The sequence below is a fragment of the Sulfurimonas sp. HSL-1656 genome (assembly GCF_039645585.1).
Taxonomy (GTDB): Bacteria; Campylobacterota; Campylobacteria; order Campylobacterales; family Sulfurimonadaceae; genus Thiomicrolovo; species Thiomicrolovo subterrani.
In genome coordinates, this window is record NZ_CP147915.1 from 229,026 (window position 1) to 254,644 (window position 25,619).

The window sequence follows — 25,619 nt, forward strand, 5'->3', positions numbered from 1 at the left end:
GTTACTCTTCGGCAGTGGCCGTTTTGGCGTTCAGCAGACCGCTGAGTACTTTGTCTTCAACCATAGCCATCTGGATCGCCGGCAGGTAGCCGCTCTCTTGGTAGTGGCTGTAGACTGCCTGCGGGTCCTGACCTGTCTGCATCGCTTCGAAGTAGATCGTCTGCATCACTTCCTGCTCGTTCACGTTGACGCCTTCGGCTTTGGCCAGGGCGTCGATGATGAAGGTCGCCTTGACGGAGCGGGTGGCGTCGTCACGGAAGGTTTCGCGGAGTGCTTTGACCTTCTCCTGGTCCTCGCGCAGCGCAGTGATCTCCTCTTCGCTCATTTCACGCGCTTTGTTGTTCAGCGCCATGTCCATCTCCTGCTCGACGACGAACTCCGGCAGGTCGAAGCTGTACGCAGCGACGAATGCCTCGAGCAGTTCCGGCTTGAGTTGTTCATTGAAGAGTTTGCTGCGCTCTTCGTTTTCAAGCTGCTTCTGGACCTGTTCTTTGACCATATCCATTGTCGGCTCTTCTTCGCCCGGCAGCAGCTGCTTGGCCAGTTTCGCGTCCATGCGGACCTTCTCTTTGGTCTGGATCTTGTGCAGTTTCACTTTGAACTGTGCCGGTTTGCCGGCCAGTTTTTCGCTGCCGTAGCTTTCCGGGAAGGTGACGTCGATCATCTTTTCGTCGCCCGCTTTCATACCGATGATCTGCTCTTCAAAGCCCGGGATGAACTGGCCGCTGCCGATGTTGAGCGGGAACTCTTCGGCTTTGCCGCCCTCGAACGCTTCACCGTCGAGGAAACCTTCGAAGTCGATAACGGCAGTGTCGCCGTCTTCGACCGGACGGTCCTCTTCGATATCAACGAATGGTGCCTGCGCTTTTGCGATCTCCTGGATACGGTCGGTAACCGCTTTGGCAGTGATCTTCGGTGCTTTGACCTCCGGAACGTGTGCCTGGTAGTCGCCGAGGTCGATCTCGGGGCGCATCGCGACTTTGATCGTCATCTCGATGCTGCCGTCCTCTTTCTTGTCGAACTTGGAGAACTGCGGTTCGCCGATCAGGGCATCTGCTGCGACGCTGAGGGCATTGAGGCCTTCGTTGAGGGCTTCGCGGACCGCCTGGCTTTCGGCATCCTGCATGAGGCGTTCGCCGTACTGTTTCTTGACTGCGTTAACGGGGACTTTACCTTTACGGAAACCCGGGATGTTTGCTTGCTTGCTCAGCTCTTTGGCCATGTTGTCGAAATGCTTGTCCAGGTCACTTGCAGTGACGGTCGCGCTGATTTCGGCATTGGCTGCGTTGATTTTGTTGGTGCTCATTTCCATGGTGATCTCTTACCTTTATCTTCTGTTTCTTCCGGCTCAGCCCATGCGGCAATACGGAGAAAAATTGCGCAATTCTACCTTAATTAGATTAACATCACTCTTAGTTTTCGGCAGTACGGGCTTCTTAAGCTTTTTTAAGTATAAAAATTGATTAAGGAAGTTCTAACGACAGATGATCTAATATCTCACCACGCAAAAGAGGACAAATTTTGTCTTTTTTAAAATTGTTATCAAAATACGATTGAATTGAGGAAGAGCGATGCAAGTATATATGGACAACAATGCGACGACCATGGTGGATCCGACGGTTGTCGAAGCAATGCTTCCATTTTTCAGCGAGCAGTACGGAAACCCGAACTCGCTGCATAAATTCGGTACGGCGCCCCACCCGGCGATCTCGAAAGCGATCGACCAGGTTTACACGGCGATCAATGCGTCGGACAATGACGATATCGTCTTTACGTCCTGCGCAACCGAATCGAACAACTGGGTACTGAAATCCGTCTGGATCGACAAGATCCTTCACGGGGAGAAGAACCATATTATTACAACAGAGGTGGAACACCCCTCCGTCCTGTCGACCTGTAAATTCCTGGAGGAGCAGGGTGTCAACGTGACCTACCTGCCGGTGAACGAGCAGGGCGTCATCGATGCGCAGATGCTGCGCAGCTTCATTACGGAGAAGACGGCGCTTGTCTCCGTCATGTGGGCGAACAACGAAACGGGAATGATTTTCCCGATCCAGGAGATCGGCGAGATCTGTAAAGAGAAGGGTGTGCTCTTCCATACCGACGGCGTCCAGGCGGTCGGCAAGATCCCGGTCGATGTCCAGGCGGTCCATGTCGACTTCATGTCGATGTCCGCACACAAGTTTCACGGCCCGAAAGGGATCGGGGCACTCTATATCCGTAACGGACAGGCCCTCTCCCCGCTGCTCAACGGCGGTGAGCACATGGGCGGCCGCCGTTCGGGCACCCTGAACGTCCCCTACATCGTCGGGATGGGCAAGGCGCTGGAAATGGCGACGGCGAATATCGAGGAGAAGATGGCCACCATCAGCGCGAAGCGCGACCGCCTCGAGGATGCGCTGCTCAAGCTGATCCCGGATACCTTTACAGTCGGTGAACGCGACCACCGCACGCCGAACACGATCCTCATCTCCATCCGCGGGGTGGAAGGCGAAGGGATGCTGTGGGACCTCAACAACGCGGCCATCGGTGCCTCCACCGGTTCGGCGTGTGCTTCCGAGGACCTCGAAGCCAACACGGTTATGCTCGCGATCGGCGCGGACCACGAACTGGCCCACACCGGTATCCGCCTGAGCCTGAGCCGCTATACGACGGACGAAGAGGTCGATTACGTGATCGATCACTTCAAATCGGCTGTCGAGCGCCTGCGCTCGATCTCCAGCTCATACGCCAAAGTCAAACCGACACCCGGCGGTGAAGCCACTGCGTGCGAAATGCACTGAGAATTAGAGAGAGAAGGAAAGCATTATGGCAAAGAATGATCTGTTTGGCGCATCCCTGTGGGATGAGTACTCCAACAAGGTAACGACACTGATGAACAACCCCCAGCACCAGGGGGAGATCACGGAAGAGGAAGCGGCGGCACACGGCAACAAGCTGATCGTCGCGGACTTCGGCGCGGAGAGTTGCGGCGACGCCGTACGCCTCTACTGGGAAGTCAACCCGGAGAACGATGTTATCGAGAACTCCAAGTTCAAGAGCTTCGGCTGCGGTACCGCGATCGCCAGCTCCGATATGATGACACAGCTCTGTCTGGGCAAAACGGTCGACGAAGCGGTCAAGATCACCAACATCGACGTCGAAATGGCGCTGCGCGATACGCCGGACGTTCCGGCCGTTCCGCCGCAGAAGATGCACTGTTCGGTCATGGCCTACGACGTTATCAAGAAAGCGGCCGGCCTTTACAAGGGTGTTGACGCGGAGAGCTTCGAAGAGGAGATCATCGTCTGTGAATGTGCACGCGTCAGCCTCTCAACCCTCAAAGAGGTCATCAAGCTCAACGACCTGCACACGATCGAGCAGGTGACCGACTATACGAAAGCGGGCGGTTTCTGTAAGAGCTGTATCAAGCCGGGCGGCCACGAAGCGCGCGAGTACTACCTTGTCGATATCCTTGCCGACGTCCGCCGCGAGATGGACGAAGCGAAGATGAAAGCGGCGGCCGAAGCCGGTCTCGGCGGCGACTTCGAAGCGATGACGCTGGTCCAGAAGATCAAGGCGATCGACGCGGTCGTCGACGACAACATCCGCCAGTTCCTCATCATGGACGGCGGGAACATGGAAGTCATCGACGTCAAAGACGGTGAAGAGTACATTGACGTCTATATCCGCTACCTCGGTGCCTGCTCCGGCTGTGCGAGCTCCAGCACGGGCACGCTCTATGCCATCGAAGCGGCGCTCAAAGAGAAGCTCTCCGACAAGATCCGCGTTCTGCCGATCTGACGACATAACGAGGGGCCGGGCCCCTCTCCCTCTCCTATCATTAACGAATTCCCCCCCTTTTTTATCAGCGGCTGTTGCTTAAATGCCGACTTTTTCTGTACAATGCCGCCTTTCAAACGTTCACAAGGAGATAATAATGTTCAAAAACCTACTGGCACTGATCGGTGCAGTGACACTGGTCGCGGTGATCGGCGGATACGCGATGTTCGGCGGAAAAGTACAGCAGCTTGACGGCGGCGCGCTTCCGGCGTATATGAAGATGTTCGGTAACATCCTGGAAAACGGCGATGCCGCCCGCGCCATGATGAAAGAGTGGAAGATCAGCGATGAGGTCAGCAACGATGACGCGTCGGAACTGATCAAGTCCCTGGCCGAAGAGTACAACATGCGCATTACCGGCGACGTCAAAATGTATACGAAAGAGGATGCGGTTGCAGGCGAAATCAAGCATGCACGTATCTTCTCGCTCTGCAGCCTTCCGATCGCGAAAGTGTTCCTGAACTACTCACGCTGGTACGGCGGATTTATGCCGTGCCGCATCATGCTCGTCGAATACGGCAACGGCGACCGCTTCCTCGTCGCCATGGACATGACGCTGGCGATTCACGGCGGCCACCCGCTCCCGGACGACATGCTTGCGATGGCGCTCTCTGTCAAAAAAGCGATGGAAGAGATTCCGGAACGTGTTGCCAAAGGCGATTTCTAACCCCTTTTTGTTCGGGCCCTCTCCGGCCCGAGCCTCCTCTTTTTTACCCCGGATAGTCTACAATCCGGTATGCATTTCGTTTTATACATCCATCTTCTCTCCGCAACGGCATGGATCGGCGGGTCACTGCTGCTTTTCGCGCTGGGCGTTTTGCTGCGCGACAAAGAGGCCCAGCGGCAGACCTACGAACATCTCGGGCCCATCTACGGCTGGTTCGAGGTGTTCTGGCTGGTGTCGCTCTGGGTGACGGGGACGGTGCTCTACCTCCACCACGGCTTTCACGAGGTTTTCAAGTACGCCTACGACTCGGAGCTGTCGCAGATGATGCACCACAAGGTCTACCTGGTCGCCGTTCTGACGATATTAACGTTTGTTCACCTGGTCATCGCCTTCAAAACGCATATGATCAGCCGGACGAAGTGGCAGCAGCTGCTCTCGCGGGGGAGTTCGCTGGGGATCTTTTTCCTCAACCTGATCATCCTCTGGTATGCGATCGGCGTGCGGAGCATGTTGTAGCAGATGGCGGAAGCGAAAAAGTTCCCGGATCATCCGGCAAAAGCGGTACGTCATGGTTTACCGGATTGACCGTGAAGCCCTCGGGAATCTCCGTATTCTTGAGCAGATCTACCGCGACATGGGCCACGATTACTACTGGAGCGACGACTTCTCCGAGGCGATGTACGTCGCGCTGGCCAATGCCGGCTTTATCAGCGTATCGTTTTCGTACGAGGGCAGGCAGCTTCTGCTGGGGGAGATTCAGAAGGAATACGCGCTCTTGCAGTTCGATGCAATGCATGTCAGCAAGAAGGTGGCGAAGCTGCTGCGCAGAGCGAATTACCGGCTAGCTTTCAACACGGCTTTCGACGATGTCATCCGCGGGATACAGGCAGCGCATACGGAGTGCTGGATGGTCGGGAAGTATGCGGCGCTGCTGCGGCGGCTGAATGCCCGCAGCGGCGATCCCTTCAAACTTATGAGTGTAGAACTGTTCGACGAGGAGACGGGCACCCTCGTTGCCGGCGAGATCGGCTACATTACGGCCAACAACATCTATACCAGCCTCTCGGGGTTCCATAGCCCCGAGCAGCGCTACAACAGCTGGGGGACGCTGCAGCTGGTTCTGCTGGGCAGGCACCTGCAGAATGCCGGTCTGCGCTTTTGGAATATGGGACACCCCCATATGAAATACAAGAGTGACCTGGGCGCCGTGATTGTTCCGCGCCCTGTGTTTTTGAAGCTCTGGTATCCGCGCCGGTTCGGTTCACTCGCCATCTAGAGGACGGGGCGCTCCCCTGACGCGTTGTTTTAGAGGTTTTTGTCGAACCAGTTCGCGACTTCCGAACGGATGGTGTGGCGCAGCTGGATGCCGGCGAGGAAATCGCTGTGCTGGGCCTTGTTGAGCATCGTCACGAGGGCGTTGCGGCGCTTGGAGAGGAAGGGGTGGTCGATCTGGTGCGGGTCGCCCATGACCACGAGGCGGGTCTCGTCGCCCATCCGCGTCCCGATCAGTTTCATCGTCGCGTTGGTCATGTTCTGCGCCTCGTCGATGATGACGAACTTGCGTGAGATCGTCGTCCCGCGCATGTGGGCGATATCCATGACCTCGATATTGTACTTGGCCATAAAGAGCTCCGTCGCATTTTCGCGCTTGGTAGAGTTCGTATTGCCCGTAAACTCCACCTGGGATTCGATGGAGTGCTTGTTCTGGTGTTCGATCGTGTAGTTGATGGCGGAGTAGAGCGGGTACATGAAGTAGCCGAGTTTCTCGTGCTCGTCCCCTTTACGGAAGCCCAGCTCCGCCTGCGGGTCGGAGGCGGTCACGGTGTTGCGCGCGTAGACGATCCCCTCGACGATCCCCTCTTTGACCATCTCCAGTCCCGCCTGCAGTGCCATCAGGGTTTTGCCCGAACCGGTGGAGCCGGCGACGACGGTCAGGTGGTTCTGCGGGTGGGTGAGAATGGTGTAGTAGAACTTCTGCTCCAGGTTGATGGGGCGGATGAGGGTTTCGTCGAAATACTCTCCGAAGCGCTTGTCGAAGTCGCACCACTCCAGGTGGCCGTTGTAGATGACGGCGTAGCGCTGCAGCCCGGTTTCGTAGATCTCGTTGTGCCCTTCGCTCGTCGCCTCCTGGATAAAGCTGAACTGCTCGAAGTTGCGGAAATCGGCCTCCGTCCCCAGTTCGGGCTCTTCGTGGTAAGTGACGGTGTGCGCGAATTCGATGGCGTCGGGACGCTCGACGCTGGCGTTGCGCAGGCTCTGCGCTTCGATCCCCTGCACCTCGGCCGCGATTTTGAACGAGATGTCGTTCGTGACGAGCTTGAGGTGGTAGTCCGCGGCGATCTCCGCGATCTTCGCGTCGTTGAAGCCCTTGGGTTCGGAGTAGGATTTGGCAATCCGGTACTCTTCGCGGTAGATGATCAGCAGTTCGACGTTCGTTTCGCCGCCCGCTTCGGGGTTGAGGTCCGGCGCAAAGGGGAGGGTGAGCCGGTAGTAGCAGTCGCTGTTGTTGGGGGCCGTTTCGCGGGAGCGGCGCAGCGGTTCGGGGAGTTCGTCGAAGCGCAGCGTCTGCCCGACCTCGTAGTCGGCGAGCCGGAAGAACTCCCGGGCACGGAACCCGGCATCCGAACGCATGTCGTCTTTTTTGTTGTTGAGTTCGGCAAGCACCGTGTTGGTGATGGCGACAATGTTCTTGTTGTTTTCGGAAATGCGGAGGATATTGGCCGGATCGTCGAGGATCACCGAGGTGTCGAGGAGGTAGTATTTTTGTGTGGGACTCATGGAAAGAGCATCCTTCGGTCATATGAGTTAAATTGATTATAACCCTGCAAAGCTTAATGCGGAAGGATGTGGGTGGATGAACTTTGGGCAGCGCGCCCTAGGCGCGGTAGTAACGGGTGACCCCGTCCATTGTCCGCCCCATATTGAGCAGTACCATGTCGGCGACGACGAGGGCGGCCATTGCTTCGCAGACGACGGAGCCGCGGATGGCGACGCAGGGGTCGTGGCGTCCCTTGAGGGCGAAGTCGACCTCCTCGCCCTGTGTCGTGGTCGTGTGCTGTTCCTGGAAAATCGACGGGGTGGGTTTGAAATAGACGTTAAGGCGCACGTCGTCCCCGTTGCTGATCCCGCCGAGGATTCCGCCGCTGTGGTTGGATTCGAACCCGCTGTTGCGGATGGGGTCATTGTTCTCGGAACCGTGCAGTCGCGCGCCGAGCAGGCCGTCGCCGATCTCGACGGCCTTGACGGCGTTGATGCCCATCATAGCGTCGGCGAGGACGGCGTCGAGCTTGTAGTAAAGCGGCTCGCCGAGGCCGACGGGCAGGTTTTCGATCCGCACGTGTGCGACCCCGCCGACGGAGTCGTGGTCGTTCTTGGCAAGGAGGATCGCGTCTTTCTGGGCCTGCTCCACGCCGGGATCCAGGGCGTAGATCTCGCTGGTGGCGACATGGTCGAAGTCGAAGGTGCTTGCGGCGATCCCGGCGATCTCGCTGATCCCGCTTTTGACGGTGATGCCCAGCGGGGCGAGCATCAGTTTGGCGATCGCCCCCGCCGCGACGCGGGCCGCCGTTTCACGGGCACTGGAGCGCCCGCCGCCGCGGTAGTCGCGGATGCCGTACTTGTGCCAGTAGGTGAAGTCGGCGTGGCCGGGACGGAAGACATCCTTGATATTGGTGTAGTCTTTCGATTTCTGGTTGGTGTTGTAGATCACCATGGCAATCGGCGTGCCGGTGCTTTTGCCCTCGAAGACCCCGCTGAGGATCTCGACGGCGTCATCCTCTTTGCGCGCGGTCGCGTAGGCGTTCTGCCCGGGTTTGCGGCGGTTGAGCTCCCCCTGGATGAACGCTTCGTCGATTTCAAGGCCGGCGGGGACGCCGTCGACGACGCAGCCGATCGCCTTGCCGTGGGATTCGCCGAAGGTGGTAAAACTGAAACGGATACCGAAACGGTTCATGAAAGCTCCTCTTTGAGTCGGGCGATGGTCTGTTGGGCCGCCTCCTGCTGGGCGGTCTTTTTGCTCTTGCCGGAGGCCTTGGCGTACTCCTTGCCGTCGATGAGGATGGCGATGGTGAACTCTTTTTTATGGTCCGGACCACTGCTGCCCACCAGGCGGTACTCGGGGGTGATGCCGAAGTGCGCCTGGGTCAGCTCCTGCAGCGCCGTCTTGTGGTCTTTGAAGAGGGTATCGAGCGAGATCTCTTTATAGACGCTCTCCAGCAGGGTCGTGGCGATCGTCTTCACCGGGGCGAGGCCCGCTTCGAGGTAAATGGCGCCGATGACCGCTTCAAAGGCGTTGGAAAGCAGGGAGGGCTTGGTGCGTCCGCCGTTGTTCTCCTCGGCGTTGGAGAGGAAGATCGCCTGGCCCAGTTTGATGTGGTCGGCCAGGCGGGCGAACCCCTCTTCGTTGACGAGCGATGCCCGCATCTTGGAGAGTTTGCCCTCGTCGTGCTTGGGGAAGTGCTCGAAAAGGTATTCGCCGACAATGAGGTCGAGGACGGCGTCGCCCAGGAACTCGAGGCGTTCGTTGTTGTAGGGCTGCTTGAAGCTCTTATGCGTCAGGGCCTCGCGCAGCAGCTGCTTGTTGTCGAAGGTGTAGCCGAGCGTCTGCTCGATGCGCGCCATCTGGTCCATACTTATCCTCTTTTCATCTTCTCGGCGACGCCCCGGGCGAGGGTGTCGCAGCGTTCGTTCTCCGGGTGGCCGTCATGGCCCCGGACCCAGGTCGCCTTGATGCGGTGCGGTGCGCTGGCGGCGATATAGTCGCGCCAGAGGTCGGGGTTCTTCACCTTGGCGAAATCGCGTTTGATCCAGTTCTGCAGCCATTCGTTGATCCCCTTGACGACGTAGGAGGAGTCCGAGACGATCTCCACCTCGCAGGGCTCTTTGAGGGCTTTGAGCCCTTCGATGACGCCGCGCAGCTCCATACGGTTGTTGGTGGTATGGGCTTCGCCGCCGCTGAGCTCGCGCTCTTTGTCGCCGTAGCGCAGGATCGTCCCGTAACCGCCGGGACCGGGGTTGCCGAGCGCCGACCCGTCACTGAACAGGGTGATATGCTTCATACTTCGTAAGCCCTTTCCGAGCGTTCCGACGGGGCGAAATCCGCCACGGCTTTGCCCAGCAGCGGTTCGGTGACGACGGAATCGATCGTATGGCAGTTGGGGCAGCGGTGGAACGGGAAAGGGAAGATCTGCTTGCAGTGGCCGCACAGGTATTCAAACTGCAGGGTTGCCCCGCTTTGGCCGCTTTGGCGAAGTTTGATCAAAACATCCAGTTCGAATTCGGAACTGTTCTGAGCAAGATTCACGCTTCCTCTGGCGCTATACAGCTGCCGCAAATAGCCATCAGCCGTAATTATATCCAAATTCAGGTATTCGTCGGGTAAATGCCAGAGGATGTCGGCGATGACGCGGCTGCTCGAGGGGTCGAGCGTTTTCCAGGCCAGGGCCGGGTCGTGGCGGAAAAGGTATTCGAAGGTCAGGTAGGCGAGGGTGCGGTGCTCGCGGTACTGTTCGGCGAGGCGTGCACATTTCGCCGCCGTATCGGTTTTGGTCTCCTGCAGCAGGCTGACGGTCTCCAGGTAGCGGCGGTCGCCGGCGATGTCGTTGCCGAGCTCGTCGAGGGGTTCGAGCACCTGCAGGGCCTTCTCATAGGTCCGGAGCCGCTCGTAGGTGAACAGCAGCAGCTTCAGGGCCTGCGGGGTGCGGGGGAAACGGCCGAGGATCTTCAGTAGGATCGTTTCGCACCGCTCCAGGAAACCGGCCTTGAAGTAGGTCTGTGCGAGGAGCAGCAGCAGTTCGCGCCGGCGGTGGGGTTCGTGCTGCATCTCCAGCAGGCTGCGGTAGATGGCGACGGCCTGCTCGAAATCGCCGTTTTGCACATAGGTCTGGGCGACGAGGAGCCACGAGCGCTGCGAGACGGCGCTGGAGCCGATTTCGCGGTGCAGTTCGGTTTCCGAGGGGGGCTTGGTGAACGAATGGAGGAACCGTTCGAGGTAGCGGTGGTCCTCCTTGCTGCGCAGCCGCCCCCACCAGTAGCTCACAAACGCAATAATAAAGATCAGTGCGACGAAAACGATGATGCCGAAAAGCGGGTCTCGGAATTCGATAAAGAGGCTGTTCACGTCGGCTCCTGTCGCACTGCCTGGGGGGCGCTGGGTAGCAGCCATTATAGCGCTTTTGAACTTTTCGGAGAAAATGAGATAAAAATGTGACGAAAAAAACCGATAAAATATTGACATTACTTCGCCAAAGAGGGTAGAATGACGTTGAAACTGGAGAATGTGAAAGGTTTATACGTCAATGATATTCAGTTATATACGTGCCGACAGCCACTTTCACGGTGTGTACGAACAGCTGAAAGTGATCAGTGCCTATGCAAAGAAACATGATCTGGTGATCGAAGACGAGATGGTGGACCAGCTGTCGCAGAACAGCCGTCTGAGCGAACGCGACGAGGCGGTACGGTTTATGCGCCAGCCCGAGCATATGGGCGGTACGCTGCTGATCTATGACCTTTGGGTGCTTAGCAGCAATATCGAGGATGTCGTGCAGATGCTGAGCTGTCTGCTTAAAAACGGTATCGAAACCCATTTGATCAAACCTTCAATCGTCTTGAATGCGCAAAGTGATATCATCGTCGCAATGGGGTTGGTTGACCAGCTGCGGCAGACGATTCAGTCGGTGGAAAAGAAGGTGATCGGCCGCCCGAGAGGGAGCCGTTCCTCTTCCAAGTTCGACCCCTACCTCGAAGTGATCATCGGTTCGCTTCGCGAGGGGCAGAGCGTCAGCGAGATCGCCAGGGTATTGGATGTGAGCCGGAGTTCCCTGAAAGACTACATCGAGTCGCGGGAGCTCAAAGAGGTGGCGATGGGCAGCAGCTTTTTGGAAAATGTGGACAATGCTGAAGCCAGTATCATCGAAACGATCGAATGTCCGCAAGTCAATGAAAAGGAGTAGACAGTGAGTCAGGCAGAAGTCTCAGGCCAGGCCGGATCGGCCAAGGTCAGTAAGAAAGAGTATTTAAAAGGGTGGGTATCCTACCGCGTAAAACGTTACTGGTTTTTCGTGGGGATGACCATCGTGTCACTGGTCCTGCCGTGGATTACGATCAACGGCAACCATATTTTCCTGCTGAGCTTCGACAAGCTCAAGCTGCACCTGGCGTTTGTCCAGTTCGACATGCAGGAGATGTACCTGATGCCGTTCATCCTGATGATCCTCTTCATCGGGGTCTTCGGGATGACGGTCCTGGGCGGCCGCGTCTTCTGCGGCTGGGTCTGTCCGCAGACGATCTTCCGCGTCATCTACCGTGACCTGATCGAAACGAAGATCCTGAAGCTGCGCAAGCGGATCAAGAACAAACAGCAGGAGCCCGACTGGAGCAAGCCGGAGAACAAGGCGAAACGTCTTGTCGCCATTGCGCTCTGGACGGCGCTCTCCCTGCTGGCAACGGCGAACTTCCTGTGGTACTTCGTCCCGCCGGAGGACTTCTTCCCGTACATGTTGAACGCCGGTGACCACCTGATCCTTGTCGGGATCCTGCTGATCACGACGCTCTTCCTGGTGGTCGATGTTGTCTGGTTCAAAGAGAACTGGTGTGTCTACGTCTGTCCCTACTCCCGTATCCAGTCGGTCCTCTACGACGAAGACACGGTCATGGCGATCTACGATCCGCACCGCGGGGGAGAGATCTACGACGAAGCGAAGCACAAGCAGTACACCAAGCAGAAAGACCTGCAGGCGGTGGAACCGAGTGCAGAGTGTACGACCTGTGAAAGTTGTGTGACCGTCTGTCCGACCCATATCGACATCCGCCAGGGGCTGCAGCTCGAGTGTATCAACTGCCTCGAGTGTGTCGATGCCTGTACGGAGGTCATGGGGGCGCTGGGCAGACCGTCGCTGGTCCGCTGGTCGAGCGAGAAAGAGGTGCTGTTCCAGAAGGGCAAAACGCACTACCTGCGCCCGAAGATTATCGGTTACGCGGTTGTCCTGGTGATCATCATGGTGGTCCTCGGCATGATGGGGAGCAAGAAAGAGCATATGCTGCTCAACATCAACAAAGAGAACCGTCTCTACGCGATCGAGAAAACGCCGGACGGCAAAATCATGGTCGAGAACGACTATATCTTCTTGCTGCAGAATACGCAGGATAAAGACCATAAGTTCTACTTTGACATCGAAGCGCCGAAGGGCATGGAAGGCAAGATCAAAATTCTCAAGCCGACCGAACCGTTTACCGTCCGCCCTGGCGTGAAGAAGAAAAAAGTCGTCCGCCTCTATACGACGGAGGAGCTGGTCAAGGATGAGCGCAAGGATACGGTACTGCCGATCAAGATCCACGCCTATGCCCTCGACGAGAAAGAGAAGATCGCCGTCGACCGCGAATCGACCTTCATCTTCCCGCGCTACGACAAATACCAGGCGGCGGAATAACGTTCCCCACCGCCTCAGAACACGGCAGCGATCGCCGTGTTTTTCCGAACGGGTCTTTCCCGTTCACTTCCTCCCACGGCCGCCCGAACTGCTGAACCCCGGGCGGGTTCCGTCCTATCTTCCATTATTTCGAAACATATGACATATCTTTCTCATGTTAAGCAGGGTGACTGCTGAAGCATTATGAGTGTTTACATAGGGGCTACGGGATAGATGCCGGCAAAGCAATACGGCGCTTTAATCAATGGAAGGTTTTAAAGGGTGTCATGATTGTGGGAGAGGGGGCAGGGCTCCCCTGTAGGATGCCCCGGTTTAAAAGCAGGTTATCCGAAACGGTTCAGATGATGCGGGCCTCTTTTTCGCCCGGCTCGATCTCACCGATGAGGTAGCCGTCAGTTGCGTCAAGGACGGCGTTGACGTCGTCGGGACGGACAACGAGAACCATGCCCACACCCATGTTGAAGGCGCGGAACATCTCGTCGCGGGCAACGTGCTCGCTCATCAGCTCAAAGATTGGCAGTACGCGGACGTCGTCGCCTTTGATCACGGCACGCAGCCCTTCGGGCAGGACGCGCGGCAGGTTCTCGACGAGGCCGCCGCCGGTGATGTGCGCCATCGCCTGGATCTTCGGCTTGAGCTGCTTGAAGGTCTTGACGTAGATGCGCGTCGGAGCGAGCAGGGCGTCAATAAGCGGTTTGCCGTTGAAATCGTCGTCGAATTTCATTCCCATCTTCTCAAACAGGACCTTACGTGCCAGGGAGAAGCCGTTGGAGTGAAGTCCGGAGCTCGGCAGGGCGATCAGCTTGTCGCCGGCGCGGACGTTGGCGGGGGTGTCGAGTTCGCTCTTTTCCGCGACGCCGACGGCAAAACCGGCGAGGTCGTAGTCATCTTCGGAGTACATCCCCGGCATCTCTGCCGTTTCGCCGCCGATCAGGGCGCATTCGGCCTGGCGGCACCCTTCGGCGATCCCGCTGACGACGGCGGTCGCGACGTCGACTTCGAGTTTGCCCGTGGCATAGTAATCCAGGAAGAAGCTCGGGGTGCCGAAGTTGCAGATGAGGTCGTTGACGCACATCGCGACGAGGTCGATGCCGACCGTATCATGCTTGCCGGAGTCGATGGCCAGTTTCAGCTTGGTACCGACCCCGTCCGTCGCCGCGAGGAGGACGGGTTCTTTGTAGCCGGTCGGCATCTCGAAGGCGCCGGCAAAAGAGCCGATCCCGCCCAAAACACCGGGAATACGGGTCGACTTGACCAGGGGTTTGATGTTCTCGACGAAACTGTTCCCGGCGTCGATATCGACACCGGCGTCTTTGTAGCTGATTTGACTCATAGATTGCTCCAGATGATTGTTAATGGAAGTATAGCGAAGGTGGGGTTAGGATAGGGTTTGGCAGGGGGTTTCAGCGCAGATGCGTTATGCTTCGCCTATGCGTTCGGCGCGCCAAAAGCTTGGCCGGGAAGAAGTTGCAAATTTCTTCATTCCGGTTTAAATGTAAGATGCTAAAATCGCGCCACTTTCGGCACAAGGGCGGTTCAAATCAAAGCCCTTAACGCCCCAAGGAATTGAGAAAATGAGAGAGTTTGTCTACCCTGAAATGATGGTACACGTCCCGATGTGTACCCATAAGGCTCCCCAGAATGTTCTGGTGATCAGCAATGCGCCCGAAAGCCTTCAGAAGGAGGTGGCACGCCACGAGGGCGTCGTTGTCGTCCATGCCCCCGCCAGCCTTGAAGCGCTGCGCGAAGTCGCCGACGGCAGTGTCGACGTAGTGATCTGCGAAGCGGATGTCGATGCGGCGGTTGCCGGACACATCAATCGCGTCCTCAGTGAAGATGGAGTCGTTTCCATGCGCCACACCTCGCTTGAGGAAGTCCAGGCCAATACGGTCCTGCTCGGTGTTCTCGGCAACTACTTCAAGGTGATTATGCCTTACCGTCTTGCCAACGAGGAGACCCTGCTGCTGGCCAGCAAGGGCAACCACCCGACGGCGGACATCAACCTCCACCGCGCTGACATGCTCGACGGGCTGGAGTACTACAACACGGATATCCACCCGGCTGCGTTCGCGATGCCGAACTACATCCGCAAAACCTACCTCGGGATCATCCGCAACTAAATGGCCTTCGATTATGCAATCGCACTGACCGGGGGAATCGCGACGGGCAAGAGTACCGTCGCCTCCCTGTTGGCCCTGCACGGACTGCGGGTCATCGACGCCGATGCGATTGCGCACAGACTGCTGGACGAGCAGAGCGGCTGGGTCGCCGAGACCTTCGGCGCACAGTATGTCCAAAACGGCAAAGTCCTGCGCAGCGAACTGGGAAAGGTGATTTTTTCCGACCCCGAGGCCAAAGCGACGCTCGAAGCTTTCCTGCACCCCAAGATCCGTCAGGCAATCGAGGAGGAGAGCGAGCGCCAGGACGCGTTCAAGTTCCCCTACCTGATCGATATCCCGCTCTACTTCGAGACGCAGGCGTATCCCATTGCGGACGCAGTCGTCGTCTATACCCCCAAGGCGACGCAGCTGCAGCGGTTTATGAAACGCAACGGGTTTGACGAAGCCGAGGCACTGCGCCGCATCGAATCCCAGATGGATATCGAGGAGAAGAAGAAGCGCGCGACCTGGGTGATCGACAACAGCGGCAACCTCAAGCACCTCCAGGCTGAGTGCGAAGCTTTTGTCGATATGATCAAAGCAAAATATCAATAACTTTTCAAGCAAGACCCACTACACTTCCATACTGATATCTCTAAAAGGCATATACGATGATGATCGCCAAATACAGCGCCAGCGGTAACGACTTTGTCCTCTTCCACAGCTTTATTGCAAGAGACCGCTCCGAACTGGCACGCACCCTCTGCGACCGCCAGAACGGCGTCGGCGCCGACGGCCTTATCGTCCTCGTGCCGCACGCGGAGCACGATTTCGAGTGGCAGTTCTACAACAGCGACGGCTCGACGGCGGAGATGTGCGGCAACGGCAGCCGCGCCTGCGCGCACTACGCCTACAGCAACGGCCTTGCGCCGGCGAACATGACCTTCCTGACCGAAGCGGGCGTCATCGGCGCCGAGGTGGAAGGCGACATGGTGCAGAGCGACCTGACCCCGCCGAAGATTCTCCGCGAGGACATCGTCGCGGGCGGGAAAAAGTGGTGGCTGCTCGATACGGGCGTGCCCCACCTCGTTACCTTCGATGCCGACATGGAGAACTTCGACCTTGCGGAGGCGCGTACGCTGCGCTTTGAACACAACGCCAACGTCAACATCGCCTCTGTCAACAGCGACGGCTCTATCCGGGTGCGGACCTACGAGCGCGGCGTCGAGGATGAAACGCTCGCCTGCGGGACGGGAATGGCAGCCTGTTTTTACCGTGCCAACCGTGAAGAATTTGTCGGCGACAAGGCGGAGGTCTATCCGAAAAGCGGGGAGACGCTCTATCTCGGGCTGGAAGAGGGGACGATTACCTTCAAAGGGCTCGTGAAGAAGACGTTTGAGACGGTTTTAGACGTTAAATAAAGAGGTTTTGTTCCCCTTCTTTTTTGCTTATCCAAAAAAGAAGCCGAACCGGGAAGAAAAAAGGATAAGAGGCTGTCGCTTTCGGCACATGCCATGCATCACAGGTCCGCTCGACACGCTAATGACCGTTTCTGACTTGACGAAAGAAGCGGAGAGTGACATCCTTCACTTAGCACTTAGCACTTAGCACTTAGCACTTAGCACTTAGCACTTAGCAGCAGCGCTGCCGTTTAGAGGCCTGCGGCCTCCATGCTTTTTGCCTGGGCGTCGGCGATGAGGGGGTCGATGACCTCGTCGAAGAGGCCGCCGGTCATGATCTCGTTCAGACGGTAGAGCGTCAGGTTGATGCGGTGGTCCGAGATGCGGTTCTGCGGGTAGTTGTAGGTACGGATGCGGCCGCTGCGGTCGCCGGTCCCGACCTGCTCCTTGCGCGCGGCGCCCTCCGCCTCCTGGGCTTTCTGCTGCTCAATCTCGAAGAGGCGCGCCTGCAGGACCTTCATCGCTTTCTCTTTATTCTTGTGCTGCGATTTCTGGTCCTGGTTGGTGACGACGATGCCGGTGGGCAGGTGGGTGATACGCACCGCGGAGTCGGTCGTATTGACGGACTGCCCGCCGCAGCCGGAGGAGCGCATGACGTCGATCTTGAGGTCGTTCGGGTCAATTTTGACGTCGACGTCGTCCGCTTCGGGCATGACGGCCACGGTGATCGCCGAGGTGTGGACGCGTCCCTGGGACTCCGTCGCGGGTACCCGCTGTACGCGGTGGGTACCCCCTTCGAACTTCAGACGGCTGTAGACCTTGTCGCCCTTGATCAGGGCGGTGATCTCCTTGTAGCCTCCCATGTCGGAGGGGCTGGAGCTGATCAGTTCGATCTTCCACCCTTTGATCTCGGCGTAGCGGGTATAGGCGGTAAAGAGGTTGCCGACGAAAATCGCGGCTTCGTCCCCGCCGGTGCCGGCGCGCATCTCCAGGATGATGTTGCGCTCGTCGTTGGGGTCCGTCGGCAGCAGGAGGATCTTGATCTCCTCCTCCATCACCGGGACCTGCGGTTCGAGGGTTTTGAGCTCCTCTTTGGCCAGTTCCCCCAGTTCGTCGTCGTAGACAAGCGACTTGTTCTCTTCGATGTCCGCGAGCAGCTGCTTGTAGGCTTTGGCCGTATCGACGATGTCCTGGAGGGCGGATTGCTCTTTGGAAAGCGCGGTCATCCGTTTGATGTCATTGGCGATATTGGGACTGCTCAGCAGTTCGCTCAGTTCGTTGTAACGGTCGATAAAGGGGTTGAGTTTGTCAGAAAGCATGAGTACTCCCAATGCAAAAGCATGAAATGGTCATTGTGTTTTAAAGATGACAGGGGAGGAAAAGCGCGGTTCAACTGCGCGTGGGCCCGCCGCCGACAAGCCTTAAAAGGCAGTGCACGTGAGGCACTGAATGCCGAATCGTAGGCGGACTTAGCGTTAGCGTAGTCAACGGGGCTTTGCTCCGTTGGCGTACGAATTAAAGACCGTTAACGGCTTTTTGCAGGCGGCTGACTTTGCGGGAAGCCGTCTCTTTTTTCAGGATCCCTTTGCTGACGAACTTGTGGATCTGCTGGTTAGCGACGGTCATAGCGGCAGATGCTGCTTCTTTGTTGCCTTCATCGATAGCTGCGCGGACAGCTTTGACGATGTTTTTCAGGCGCGTGCGGTAAAATCTGTTACGTTCCGTACGTTTTTCAGTTTGACGGATACGTTTCATTGATGACTTATGGTTTGCCATAGCCTTTATCCTTCTGGAAAAAAATTTAGGGTAGAATACTACCTTAAAAATAATTAAATTTAAGTTAAACTTTAGTGTATCAAACACTTTGTGTACGACAATAGGGGTAGAAATGAAATTATTCGGGACCGATGGCGTACGTGGTGAAGCGGGAACCTTCCTGACGGCGGAGCTGGCGATGCGTACGGCGATGGCGGCGGGGATCTACTTCAAAAAAAGCTCCAAAACCAAAAAGATCCTGCTGGGCAAAGATACGCGCCGCAGCGGTTATATGATCGAGAACGCCATTGTCAGCGGCCTTACTGCGGTCGGGTACGACGTCGTGCAGATCGGGCCGATGCCCACACCGGCCATCGCTTTTCTGACCGAGAACATGCGCTGCGATGCGGGGATCATGATCTCGGCAAGCCACAACTCTTTCGAAGACAACGGTATCAAGCTCTTTGACGCCCACGGCAACAAATTCTCCGAAGAGGTCGAAGCGCAGATCGAGGCGATCTACCGCGACGATGCACAGATCGCCAAGGCGCAGGTGACGGGACGTGCCATCGGTTCGGCCAAACGGATCGACGACGTCATCGGCCGCTACATCGTGCAGCTCAAAAACTCCTTCCCCAGCGCGCTCAGCCTGCAGGGGATGCGTATCGTGCTCGATACCGCCAACGGCGCGGGCTACAAAGTCGGTCCGACGGTCCTAGAGGAGCTGGGGGCCGAAGTGATCGTCCTGCACCATGAACCCGACGGTTTCAACATCAACGAAGGGTGCGGTGCGCTGCACCCCAAAGATGTCCAGAAGGCGGTGAAGAAGTACCGCGCGGATATCGGCTTCGCCCTCGACGGCGATGCGGACCGCCTGGTCGTGGTGGATGAAAAGGGCGATGTCGTTGACGGGGACCAGCTGCTCGGCGCCCTGGGACTGTTCATGCACAAGTACGGCCTGCTCAAGGGCGACGGGATCGTGGCGACGGTGATGAGCAACCAGGCCCTCGAAGATGCCATGGCCGCCGCGGGGCTTACACTGCACCGCTGCGGCGTCGGCGACAAGTACGTGCTGGAGGCGATGCGCGAACACGGCATCAACTTCGGCGGGGAGCAGAGCGGGCACGTCATCATGCACGACTTCGCCAAGACCGGGGACGGCCTGGTGACGGCGCTGCAGGTGCTGGCGATGGTCCTGATGACCGGGGAGAAAGCGTCCGCGGCGCTGCGCCCCTTCGAGCTCTACCCGCAGAGCCTCGTCAACCTCAATGTCAAAACGAAAAAACCCCTGGAGAGCATTAGCGGCCTCCCTGACGTACTGGCCGGGATCGAAGCCGCCGGCATGCGCCATCTCATCCGCTACAGCGGGACGGAGAACAAGCTGCGTCTGCTGCTCGAGGGGCGTGACCGTGATGCGATGACGGAGCAGATGGCTCGTCTGGGCGATTTCTTCAAACATGCCCTCAATGACTAGGGGGATCATCGCGCTGGTCCTGGCCCTGGCCGGGATCTTCATCATCGACCAGAACATCAAGACGCTTTTCCTGGAGGGCTACCGCTTCTACAGCGACTGCATCGACCTGACCCTCGTCTACAACAAAGGGGTCGCCTTTTCGATGTTCGCTTTCCTGGAAGAGTGGCTCAAGTGGCTGCAGCTGCTGCTGATCGCAGGGGTGCTCATCTATGTGGTACGGCTGCAAAAAACCTGCTACATGCTCCCCGTCGGCATCCTGGTGGGTGCCGGCCTCTCCAACGTCTATGACCGCTTTGTGCACCCGGGAGTAGTGGATTATGTCTACTGGCACTGCGGGTTCGATTTCGCCGTCTTCAACTTTGCCGACGTGATGATCGACGTGGCAGTGGTCTGGCTGCTGCTGCTCAACCTCAAACCCCACTGGTGCCGGAGCGGGCAAGCGCACTGATATTGCAATCGCGCGCGCCCTGTGCTATAATTCCGCCAGCGCTGAAGGCATACAGGTGCCCTCAACGCTCTCCTTTAGACCTGTGCAATGTGCAGGCGAGGCACTGGGTCAGGATGGGAACATAGCAGCCCACCTTTTCTGTGCATGTGCCGCAGGTATCTGGAGGAGAGTTCCTCATTACTTCTTTTTATCCAAACCACCCAAAAAACTGTTTATGAAACGTTATTGATGCTGTGCGATCATAGCTGTTGATGGTATTGAGCCCTTCCCGCTACAATGCTTTCAGACAGATCGAACACAAGGAGTTCATGATGAAAACGTACAAGTTGGCGGCCATGCTGCTCGGAGCGGCCCTGATGACGGGGATCGGAGCGACGTCGGCCTTTGCGAAGTGTGACGGTGAGAAAATGGAAACACCGGCAACCAAATGCAGCGGTGAGAAAAAAGCGAAGATGAACACCAAGTGCAACGGCGAGAAAAAGTCAAACATGAACGCCAAGTGCAACGGTGAGAAAAAAGAAGAGAAGCCCAAAGGCAAATGCGGCCAGGGCAAATGCGGCGGTTGACCCCGCGGCAGTGAGTTTCGTACAGGAAAGGAGCCGCCATGCAATGCCAGCTTTCCAACCTATGTAAAATCGTCGAACCGGCCGTCGAAAAGCTTCAGAGTGTCGCACTGCTTTTCGTACGGCTGATCCTCGCCTACGGTTTCTATGAACCGGCGAAAATGAAGTGGAACGATATCGGCTCCGTGGCCGAATGGTTCGCTTCGATGGGGCTCCCGATGCCCACCCTGCAGGCATACCTGGCGGCAACGACGGAAGCGTCAGGTGTCGTGCTGTTGACACTGGGGCTTTTCACGCGGCTGATTTCCATTCCGCTGATGGGCGTCATGCTCGTTGCCATTACCCTGGTGCATCTGCCCAACGGTTTCCAGTCGGGCAACAACGGGTTTGAAATCCCGCTGTACTACTTCATTATGCTTTTCGTCCTGCTGACGCACGGCGCCGGTAACCTCTCCTTCGACCGGCTGCTGTTCAAACGCAAAGAGGCCTGACCCCTACGGGGCCTCTGGACCTTTCCCTTTTCAATCTTCCCGGTATTTTGAGATCCCGCACGGCTGGTTCGGTGAGGGCGGATGCGCTTCGAGGTATTCGAGGTCCTCGAGGGTCTGTTTGAGGACCTTCTGCTGCTGAAGCAGCGGCAGCATGGCGTTGTCTTTCTGGGTGAGGTTGAGCTTCATATCCATGAGGATGGCCTGTACCTCTTTGTCGAGGTCGGACAGGGCATTTTTTACGTGTTCGATCGGTTTCATGCCGCGATTATAACCAAGCGGCCTTTGCCCGGAAGCCCGGCTTTCAGGCTAATATGCCTGATTCAGTGGACGAGTTCGACGCCGAAGAGCCCGTAGAGCAGACCGCTGGCGATGAGGTAGACCCCGAAAGGCTTGAAGCTGTAGCGCGAGACGACGGCGAGGAAGGTCTTGACCGCAACCCAGCCGACGACAAAGGAGACGACGAAACCGACGGCCAGGGCGCCGAAGTGTTCAAACGAAAGGGCTGAGTACTCCTTGAGGAGCGTATAGCCCGATGCCGCGCCCATCGTCGGGATGGCGAGCAGGAACGAAAACGCCATGGCCGTGTCCCGCGACAGTCCGCTGAGCATCCCGCCGAGGATCGTCATCCCCGAGCGGGAGACCCCGGGTACGAGGGCGAAGACCTGGAAGATGCCGACGGCGAGGGCCTGTTTCATACTGACCCCCTCCAGTGCTTTCACGGCATGGGTTTTGGGCTTGTAGGCGAACTCGACCGCGAGGAAGGCGATCCCGGTAAGGATCATCAGGGCCACGGTGGAGTTGGCGGCGAACATCGCTTCGATCTGTTTGTGAAAGAGCAGGCCGACGACGCCCGTCGGGATGAAGGCGGCGATAAGTTTGACCCAGAGGGCCCTGCTCTGCAGCAGCCGCTCGCGGTAGATCAGCATCACCGAGAAGATCGGGGCGATCTGGATGATGATCTCGAAGGCGGTCAGGAAGGTGTCCTGCTTGAGTCCGAGCATCTGCCCGGCAAGGTAGAGATGCGCAGTGGAAGAGACGGGAAGATACTCGGTGATCCCCTCGACGATCCCGAGGATGATGGCGTCAAAAACGGTCATAAAAACAGGTCCCGGAACAAAGATGCGTCATTGTACCCGCTTGGCGTGAAAAGCAACCTTGAGATGCCCTTAAATGAACATACAGTATAATACGCGGCTTGAAAAAGGCGGTGAAAATCCGCCTTAGCCGCATATGCATATCACTTAAGGAAAAAAAGCATGCTGCTCTTTACCCCCGGTCCTACCCCTGTTCCGGAATCCGTCCGCAAGGCAATGGCGGAGGAGACGATCCATCACCGCACGCCGGAATTCGAAGCGATTTTCGAACGCGCACGCAAGGCGCTCTTCGGCCTGATGAAAACCGATGAGGTCGTGATGCTGGCCTCGACGGGTACCGGCGCAATGGAAGCGGCCGTGACCAACCTCTGCCGTGACACCCTGCTCAACATCAATGCGGGTAAATTCGGCGAGCGTTTCGGTAAGATCGCGCTGGCACACGGGCTGCAGAATGTGGAGCTGACCTACGAGTGGGATACCCCGGCAACGCCCGAGGATGTCCTCGCTGCCCTGCAGGAGAACCCGCGCATTGATGCCATCGCCATTCAGATCAGCGAGAGTGCCGGCGGGCTGCGCCACCCGGTCGAAGCGATCGCCGCCGCGGTTAAGGGCGTCCGCCCCGACGTCATGATCATCGCGGACGGCATTACCGCCGTCGGTGTCGAGGCGATCGACGTGACGAACATCGATGCCCTGCTGGCGGGCAGCCAGAAAGCGCTGATGCTGCCGCCGGGCCTCGCCGTGATCGGACTGAGCAACGCGGCGGTCGAGAAGATCGGCGCAGGCAGAGGATACTACTTCAACCTGGCGACCGAGATCAAGAAACAGCGTACCAATACCACGGCATGGACCGCGGCGACGACGCTGGTCATCGGCCTGGAGGCCGTTTTGGCGGAGATCGACGTCAAGGGGCTTGAAGCGCTTTATGACGAGACGGCCCGCCGCGGTGCCGCGACGCGTACCGCGTTTGAGGCACTCGGCCTGCATATCTACCCCAAAACACCGGCGGCGTCCATGACGACGATTGATGACGTGAATGCCAACGAGATCCGCGCACTGCTGAAAAAAGAGTTCGACGTCAACATGGCCGGCGGCCAGGACCACCTCAAAGGCAAGATCTTCCGTGTCAATCACATGGGCCTGATCAAGCCTTACGAGGCGGCGTGGGTCGTCAATGCCGTCGAGGTCGCCCTCGACAAGCTCGGCCGCCGCAGTTACGACGGGACGGCAAGCCGCATCTTCAACGAGATCTATTTCGGGCTGGCGACATGATTTTTGCCCACGAGATTCCCGAAGGCAGCAAGCTCTATTTCGGTGCCAGCGCCCGCCGCAAACGCGAGATCGAGCAGATCGCCAGCGACGTGCTCTATGCCGACGGCTTCGAAGAGATCGTCGTGCCGCTCTTTTCGCACCACCAGCATGAGAGCATCTCCGACACCAAAGAGCTGATCCGCCTGGGAGACCGTGACAATCACCGCATGAGCCTGCGCGCGGACACGACCATCGATGTCGTGCGCATCATTTCCAAGCGGCTCGGCCGCAACACGGACCACCGCAAATGGTTCTATATCCAGCCGGTCTACCGCTACCCCTCGCACGAGCAGTACCAGGTCGGTGCCGAGGTGATCGGGGAGGCGGACCTCTCCATCGCGATGCGGCGCTGCCTGGAGATCTTCGAGCGGCTGGAGGCACAGCCGCTGCTGCAGATCTCCAACATCAATATCCCGAAGATCCTGAGCCGCCTCCTCGACATCCCGATGGACGATTTCCGCCATATCCGGATCGAGAACTTTCTGGCGCGGGGCATCGACTGGCTGACGAAGCTCGTCTACCTCGAGAAGCCTTCGGAGATCGACGCGGTCCTGCCGCTTGTGCCGGAGGAGCTGCGTATTGAGCTGGTGAAGATGAAAGAGCTCAGCCTGAGCGTGCCGTATAGCAACACGGTCGTCGCACCGCTGTACTATGCGAAGATGCTCTACTACGACGAGCTCTATTTCCGCGTGATCGCGGCCAATGACGTTTACGCCAGAGGCGGACGCTATAAAAACGAAGATGTGACCAGTGTCGGCTTTGCCATCGCTACCGATGTGCTGCTTGAAGCCGGCGTGTAAAGGAAAGAATGTATGAAAAAAGCAGATTTGATCGTCGGTATCCAGTGGGGCGATGAGGGCAAAGGGAAGATCGTCGACCTTCTCGCGCAGAAATACGATGCGGTAGCACGTTACCAGGGCGGGCACAATGCCGGCCATACCATCTGGGTCGACGGGACCAAATATGCCCTGCACCTGATCCCCTCGGGGGTACTCAATCCCGACGCGATCAATATCATCGGCAACGGCGTCGTCGTTTCGCCTGCGGCACTGATCAAGGAGATGAAGCAGTTCGACAAGCTTGAAGGCCGTCTCTTTGTGAGCGAATCGGCCCACATGATCCTCGGCTTCCACGAAGAGATCGATCAGGCCAAAGAGCGTCTGCGCGGCAAAAAGGCGATCGGGACGACCGGCCGCGGGATCGGGCCTGCCTACAGCGAAAAGATCGCACGGGCCGGCTTCCGCCTCGGCGAGCTGCGCGATATCGATGCCCTCGTCGCCCGCGTCCTCGAGTACTTCGAACAAAACGGCGCCATTTACAATGCCATGGGCATTGATTCACCGGATGCGGCGGCACTGAAAGCGGAGCTTCAGGGCTTTGCCGATGTGCTGCTGCCCTACCTGGCCAACACGACGCAGATGGTCTGGGAACTGCTGAAAAAAGATCAGAACGTCCTGCTTGAAGGGGCGCAGGGGACGATGCTCGATATCGACCACGGGACCTACCCGTATGTGACGAGCTCCTCGACCATCGCGGCGGGTGCGTGTATCGGCCTGGGGATCAGCCCGAAAGACATCGGCAAGGTAACGGGGATCGTCAAAGCGTACTGTACCCGTGTCGGCAACGGCCCTTTCCCGACCGAAGATTTCGGTACCGACGGTGACAAACTGCGCGAGCAGGGGCACGAGTTCGGTACGACGACGGGCCGTCCGCGCCGCTGCGGCTGGTTCGATGCCGTGGCGACGAAGTTCGCCAGCCGCATCAACGGCTGTGACGAGCTGGCCATCATGAAACTCGACGTCCTCGACGGTTTCGAGGAAGTGAAGGTCTGCGTCGGGTATGAAGTCGACGGCGAGGTCATCGACTACATGCCGCTGGACCTCGAAGCGGCCACCCCGGTCTACAAAAGCTTCCCCGGCTGGGAGCGGACCGAAGGCGTCCGTGAGTGGGATGCCCTGCCGGAAACGGCCAAGGCCTATCTCAGCGAGATCGAAAAGCTGACCGAGACGAAGATCGGCATGGTTTCGACCTCTCCCGACCGCAACGATACGATTATCTGTTAGGCG

The 25,619-nt window shown here is 57.9% G+C and carries 28 protein-coding genes and 1 other RNA gene; 18 read left to right on the top strand and 11 right to left on the bottom strand.

Translation table 11 applies throughout. From position 1 onward, the window contains the following. Position 1: 1 nt before the first annotated feature. On the bottom strand, positions 2–1,312 hold the full coding sequence (gene tig, locus WCX49_RS01170; RefSeq protein ID WP_345985753.1) for a trigger factor: 1,311 nt from the start codon (positions 1,310–1,312) through the stop codon (positions 2–4). A gap of 259 nt (positions 1,313–1,571) precedes the next feature. On the opposite strand from tig, the gene WCX49_RS01175 reads away from it, so the two are divergent. The 5 genes from WCX49_RS01175 (at position 1,572) to WCX49_RS01195 (ending at position 5,765) form a co-directional block, all read left to right on the top strand. Continuing rightward, positions 1,572–2,783 carry a NifS family cysteine desulfurase gene (locus tag WCX49_RS01175; RefSeq protein WP_345985754.1) on the top strand — a complete coding sequence of 404 codons (1,212 nt, stop codon included), beginning with the start codon at positions 1,572–1,574 and terminating at the stop codon, positions 2,781–2,783. A gap of 25 nt (positions 2,784–2,808) precedes the next feature. After that, entirely contained in the window at positions 2,809–3,783 is a 975-nt protein-coding gene (locus WCX49_RS01180) for an iron-sulfur cluster assembly scaffold protein (protein WP_345985755.1), read from the top strand. A gap of 136 nt (positions 3,784–3,919) precedes the next feature. Continuing rightward, a complete protein-coding gene (locus tag WCX49_RS01185; RefSeq protein ID WP_345985756.1) occupies positions 3,920–4,489 on the top strand; it encodes a DUF302 domain-containing protein in 570 nt (189 codons plus the stop codon). A 69-nt stretch (positions 4,490–4,558) separates the two neighbouring features. Then, positions 4,559–5,005: a hypothetical protein gene (locus WCX49_RS01190; protein ID WP_345985757.1), complete on the top strand. Its 447-nt coding sequence runs from the start codon at positions 4,559–4,561 to the stop codon at positions 5,003–5,005. A 52-nt stretch (positions 5,006–5,057) separates the two neighbouring features. Continuing rightward, complete coding sequence (locus tag WCX49_RS01195) at positions 5,058–5,765, top strand: GNAT family N-acetyltransferase (RefSeq protein ID WP_345985758.1); 708 nt, start codon at positions 5,058–5,060, stop codon at positions 5,763–5,765. Between the two features lie 29 nt (positions 5,766–5,794). Here the strand turns inward: WCX49_RS01195 and WCX49_RS01200 are convergent, their stop codons facing one another. The 5 genes from WCX49_RS01200 to WCX49_RS01220 form a co-directional block, all read right to left on the bottom strand. Continuing rightward, a complete protein-coding gene (locus WCX49_RS01200) occupies positions 5,795–7,267 on the bottom strand; it encodes a PhoH family protein (RefSeq protein ID WP_345985759.1) in 1,473 nt (490 codons plus the stop codon). Positions 7,268–7,364: 97 nt separating this feature from the next. Continuing rightward, a complete protein-coding gene (aroC, locus tag WCX49_RS01205; RefSeq protein WP_345985760.1) occupies positions 7,365–8,441 on the bottom strand; it encodes a chorismate synthase in 1,077 nt (358 codons plus the stop codon). Then, on the bottom strand, positions 8,438–9,118 hold the full coding sequence (gene rnc / locus WCX49_RS01210; RefSeq protein ID WP_345985761.1) for a ribonuclease III: 681 nt from the start codon (positions 9,116–9,118) through the stop codon (positions 8,438–8,440). Before rnc ends, aroC begins: the two co-directional genes overlap by 4 nt. 2 nt (positions 9,119–9,120) lie before the next feature. Then, positions 9,121–9,546 (bottom strand): ribonuclease HI, encoded by a 426-nt coding sequence (gene rnhA / locus WCX49_RS01215; RefSeq protein WP_345985762.1) that lies wholly within the window; start codon positions 9,544–9,546, stop codon positions 9,121–9,123. Next, entirely contained in the window at positions 9,543–10,652 is a 1,110-nt protein-coding gene (locus WCX49_RS01220) for a tetratricopeptide repeat protein (RefSeq protein WP_345985763.1), read from the bottom strand. The genes rnhA and WCX49_RS01220 overlap by 4 nt, the downstream gene beginning before the upstream one ends. 133 nt (positions 10,653–10,785) lie before the next feature. On the opposite strand from WCX49_RS01220, the gene WCX49_RS01225 reads away from it, so the two are divergent. Then, positions 10,786–11,442, top strand: a complete 657-nt coding sequence (locus tag WCX49_RS01225; protein ID WP_345985764.1) for a hypothetical protein — start codon at positions 10,786–10,788, stop codon at positions 11,440–11,442. Between the two features lie 3 nt (positions 11,443–11,445). Next, complete coding sequence (ccoG, locus tag WCX49_RS01230; protein WP_345985765.1) at positions 11,446–12,918, top strand: cytochrome c oxidase accessory protein CcoG; 1,473 nt, start codon at positions 11,446–11,448, stop codon at positions 12,916–12,918. A 337-nt stretch (positions 12,919–13,255) separates the two neighbouring features. Here the strand turns inward: ccoG and purM are convergent, their stop codons facing one another. Next, positions 13,256–14,251: a phosphoribosylformylglycinamidine cyclo-ligase gene (gene purM / locus WCX49_RS01235; protein ID WP_345985766.1), complete on the bottom strand. Its 996-nt coding sequence runs from the start codon at positions 14,249–14,251 to the stop codon at positions 13,256–13,258. 241 nt (positions 14,252–14,492) lie between these two features. On the opposite strand from purM, the gene WCX49_RS01240 reads away from it, so the two are divergent. The 3 genes from WCX49_RS01240 to dapF are packed head-to-tail and all read left to right on the top strand — an operon-like array spanning position 14,493 to position 16,438. Next, positions 14,493–15,038, top strand: a complete 546-nt coding sequence (locus WCX49_RS01240) for a spermidine synthase (protein WP_345985767.1) — start codon at positions 14,493–14,495, stop codon at positions 15,036–15,038. Next, the gene (gene coaE / locus WCX49_RS01245) at positions 15,039–15,632 is read left to right on the top strand and encodes a dephospho-CoA kinase (RefSeq protein WP_345985768.1); all 594 of its coding nucleotides are present in this window, start codon (positions 15,039–15,041) and stop codon (positions 15,630–15,632) included. It begins immediately after the preceding gene. Between the two features lie 56 nt (positions 15,633–15,688). Continuing rightward, positions 15,689–16,438 carry a diaminopimelate epimerase gene (gene dapF / locus WCX49_RS01250; protein ID WP_345985769.1) on the top strand — a complete coding sequence of 250 codons (750 nt, stop codon included), beginning with the start codon at positions 15,689–15,691 and terminating at the stop codon, positions 16,436–16,438. Positions 16,439–16,668: 230 nt separating this feature from the next. Here dapF and prfA read toward each other — a convergent pair whose 3' ends face one another. Together prfA and rpsT are read right to left on the bottom strand one after the other, a co-directional pair. Beyond that, positions 16,669–17,736, bottom strand: a complete 1,068-nt coding sequence (gene prfA, locus WCX49_RS01255; protein WP_345985770.1) for a peptide chain release factor 1 — start codon at positions 17,734–17,736, stop codon at positions 16,669–16,671. Between the two features lie 196 nt (positions 17,737–17,932). Continuing rightward, positions 17,933–18,193 (bottom strand): 30S ribosomal protein S20, encoded by a 261-nt coding sequence (gene rpsT / locus WCX49_RS01260; protein WP_231019849.1) that lies wholly within the window; start codon positions 18,191–18,193, stop codon positions 17,933–17,935. A gap of 112 nt (positions 18,194–18,305) precedes the next feature. On the opposite strand from rpsT, the gene glmM reads away from it, so the two are divergent. From glmM to WCX49_RS01285, 5 genes are all read left to right on the top strand, one after another. Further along, positions 18,306–19,646: a phosphoglucosamine mutase gene (glmM, locus tag WCX49_RS01265; RefSeq protein WP_345985771.1), complete on the top strand. Its 1,341-nt coding sequence runs from the start codon at positions 18,306–18,308 to the stop codon at positions 19,644–19,646. After that, complete coding sequence (lspA, locus tag WCX49_RS01270; RefSeq protein WP_345985772.1) at positions 19,639–20,094, top strand: signal peptidase II; 456 nt, start codon at positions 19,639–19,641, stop codon at positions 20,092–20,094. Before glmM ends, lspA begins: the two co-directional genes overlap by 8 nt. Before the next feature lie 71 nt (positions 20,095–20,165). Next, positions 20,166–20,263: signal recognition particle sRNA small type (gene ffs / locus WCX49_RS01275), an RNA gene on the top strand. A 142-nt stretch (positions 20,264–20,405) separates the two neighbouring features. Beyond that, the gene (locus WCX49_RS01280; RefSeq protein WP_345985773.1) at positions 20,406–20,660 is read left to right on the top strand and encodes a hypothetical protein; all 255 of its coding nucleotides are present in this window, start codon (positions 20,406–20,408) and stop codon (positions 20,658–20,660) included. Between the two features lie 38 nt (positions 20,661–20,698). Continuing rightward, positions 20,699–21,148: a DoxX family protein gene (locus tag WCX49_RS01285; protein WP_345985774.1), complete on the top strand. Its 450-nt coding sequence runs from the start codon at positions 20,699–20,701 to the stop codon at positions 21,146–21,148. Positions 21,149–21,178: 30 nt separating this feature from the next. Here WCX49_RS01285 and WCX49_RS01290 read toward each other — a convergent pair whose 3' ends face one another. Continuing rightward, complete coding sequence (locus WCX49_RS01290; RefSeq protein ID WP_345985775.1) at positions 21,179–21,406, bottom strand: hypothetical protein; 228 nt, start codon at positions 21,404–21,406, stop codon at positions 21,179–21,181. Positions 21,407–21,468: 62 nt separating this feature from the next. Continuing rightward, the gene (locus WCX49_RS01295) at positions 21,469–22,245 is read right to left on the bottom strand and encodes an undecaprenyl-diphosphate phosphatase (RefSeq protein WP_345985776.1); all 777 of its coding nucleotides are present in this window, start codon (positions 22,243–22,245) and stop codon (positions 21,469–21,471) included. 159 nt (positions 22,246–22,404) lie between these two features. Here WCX49_RS01295 and WCX49_RS01300 point away from each other — a divergent pair, with 159 nt between their 5' ends. The 3 genes from WCX49_RS01300 to WCX49_RS01310 are packed head-to-tail and all read left to right on the top strand — an operon-like array spanning position 22,405 to position 25,616. Continuing rightward, positions 22,405–23,514, top strand: a complete 1,110-nt coding sequence (locus tag WCX49_RS01300) for an alanine--glyoxylate aminotransferase family protein (protein ID WP_345985777.1) — start codon at positions 22,405–22,407, stop codon at positions 23,512–23,514. Next, positions 23,511–24,353, top strand: coding sequence for an ATP phosphoribosyltransferase regulatory subunit (locus WCX49_RS01305; RefSeq protein ID WP_345985778.1), 843 nt, complete (start codon positions 23,511–23,513; stop codon positions 24,351–24,353). Before WCX49_RS01300 ends, WCX49_RS01305 begins: the two co-directional genes overlap by 4 nt. A gap of 12 nt (positions 24,354–24,365) precedes the next feature. Beyond that, positions 24,366–25,616: an adenylosuccinate synthase gene (locus tag WCX49_RS01310; protein WP_345985779.1), complete on the top strand. Its 1,251-nt coding sequence runs from the start codon at positions 24,366–24,368 to the stop codon at positions 25,614–25,616. Positions 25,617–25,619 lie beyond the last annotated feature (3 nt).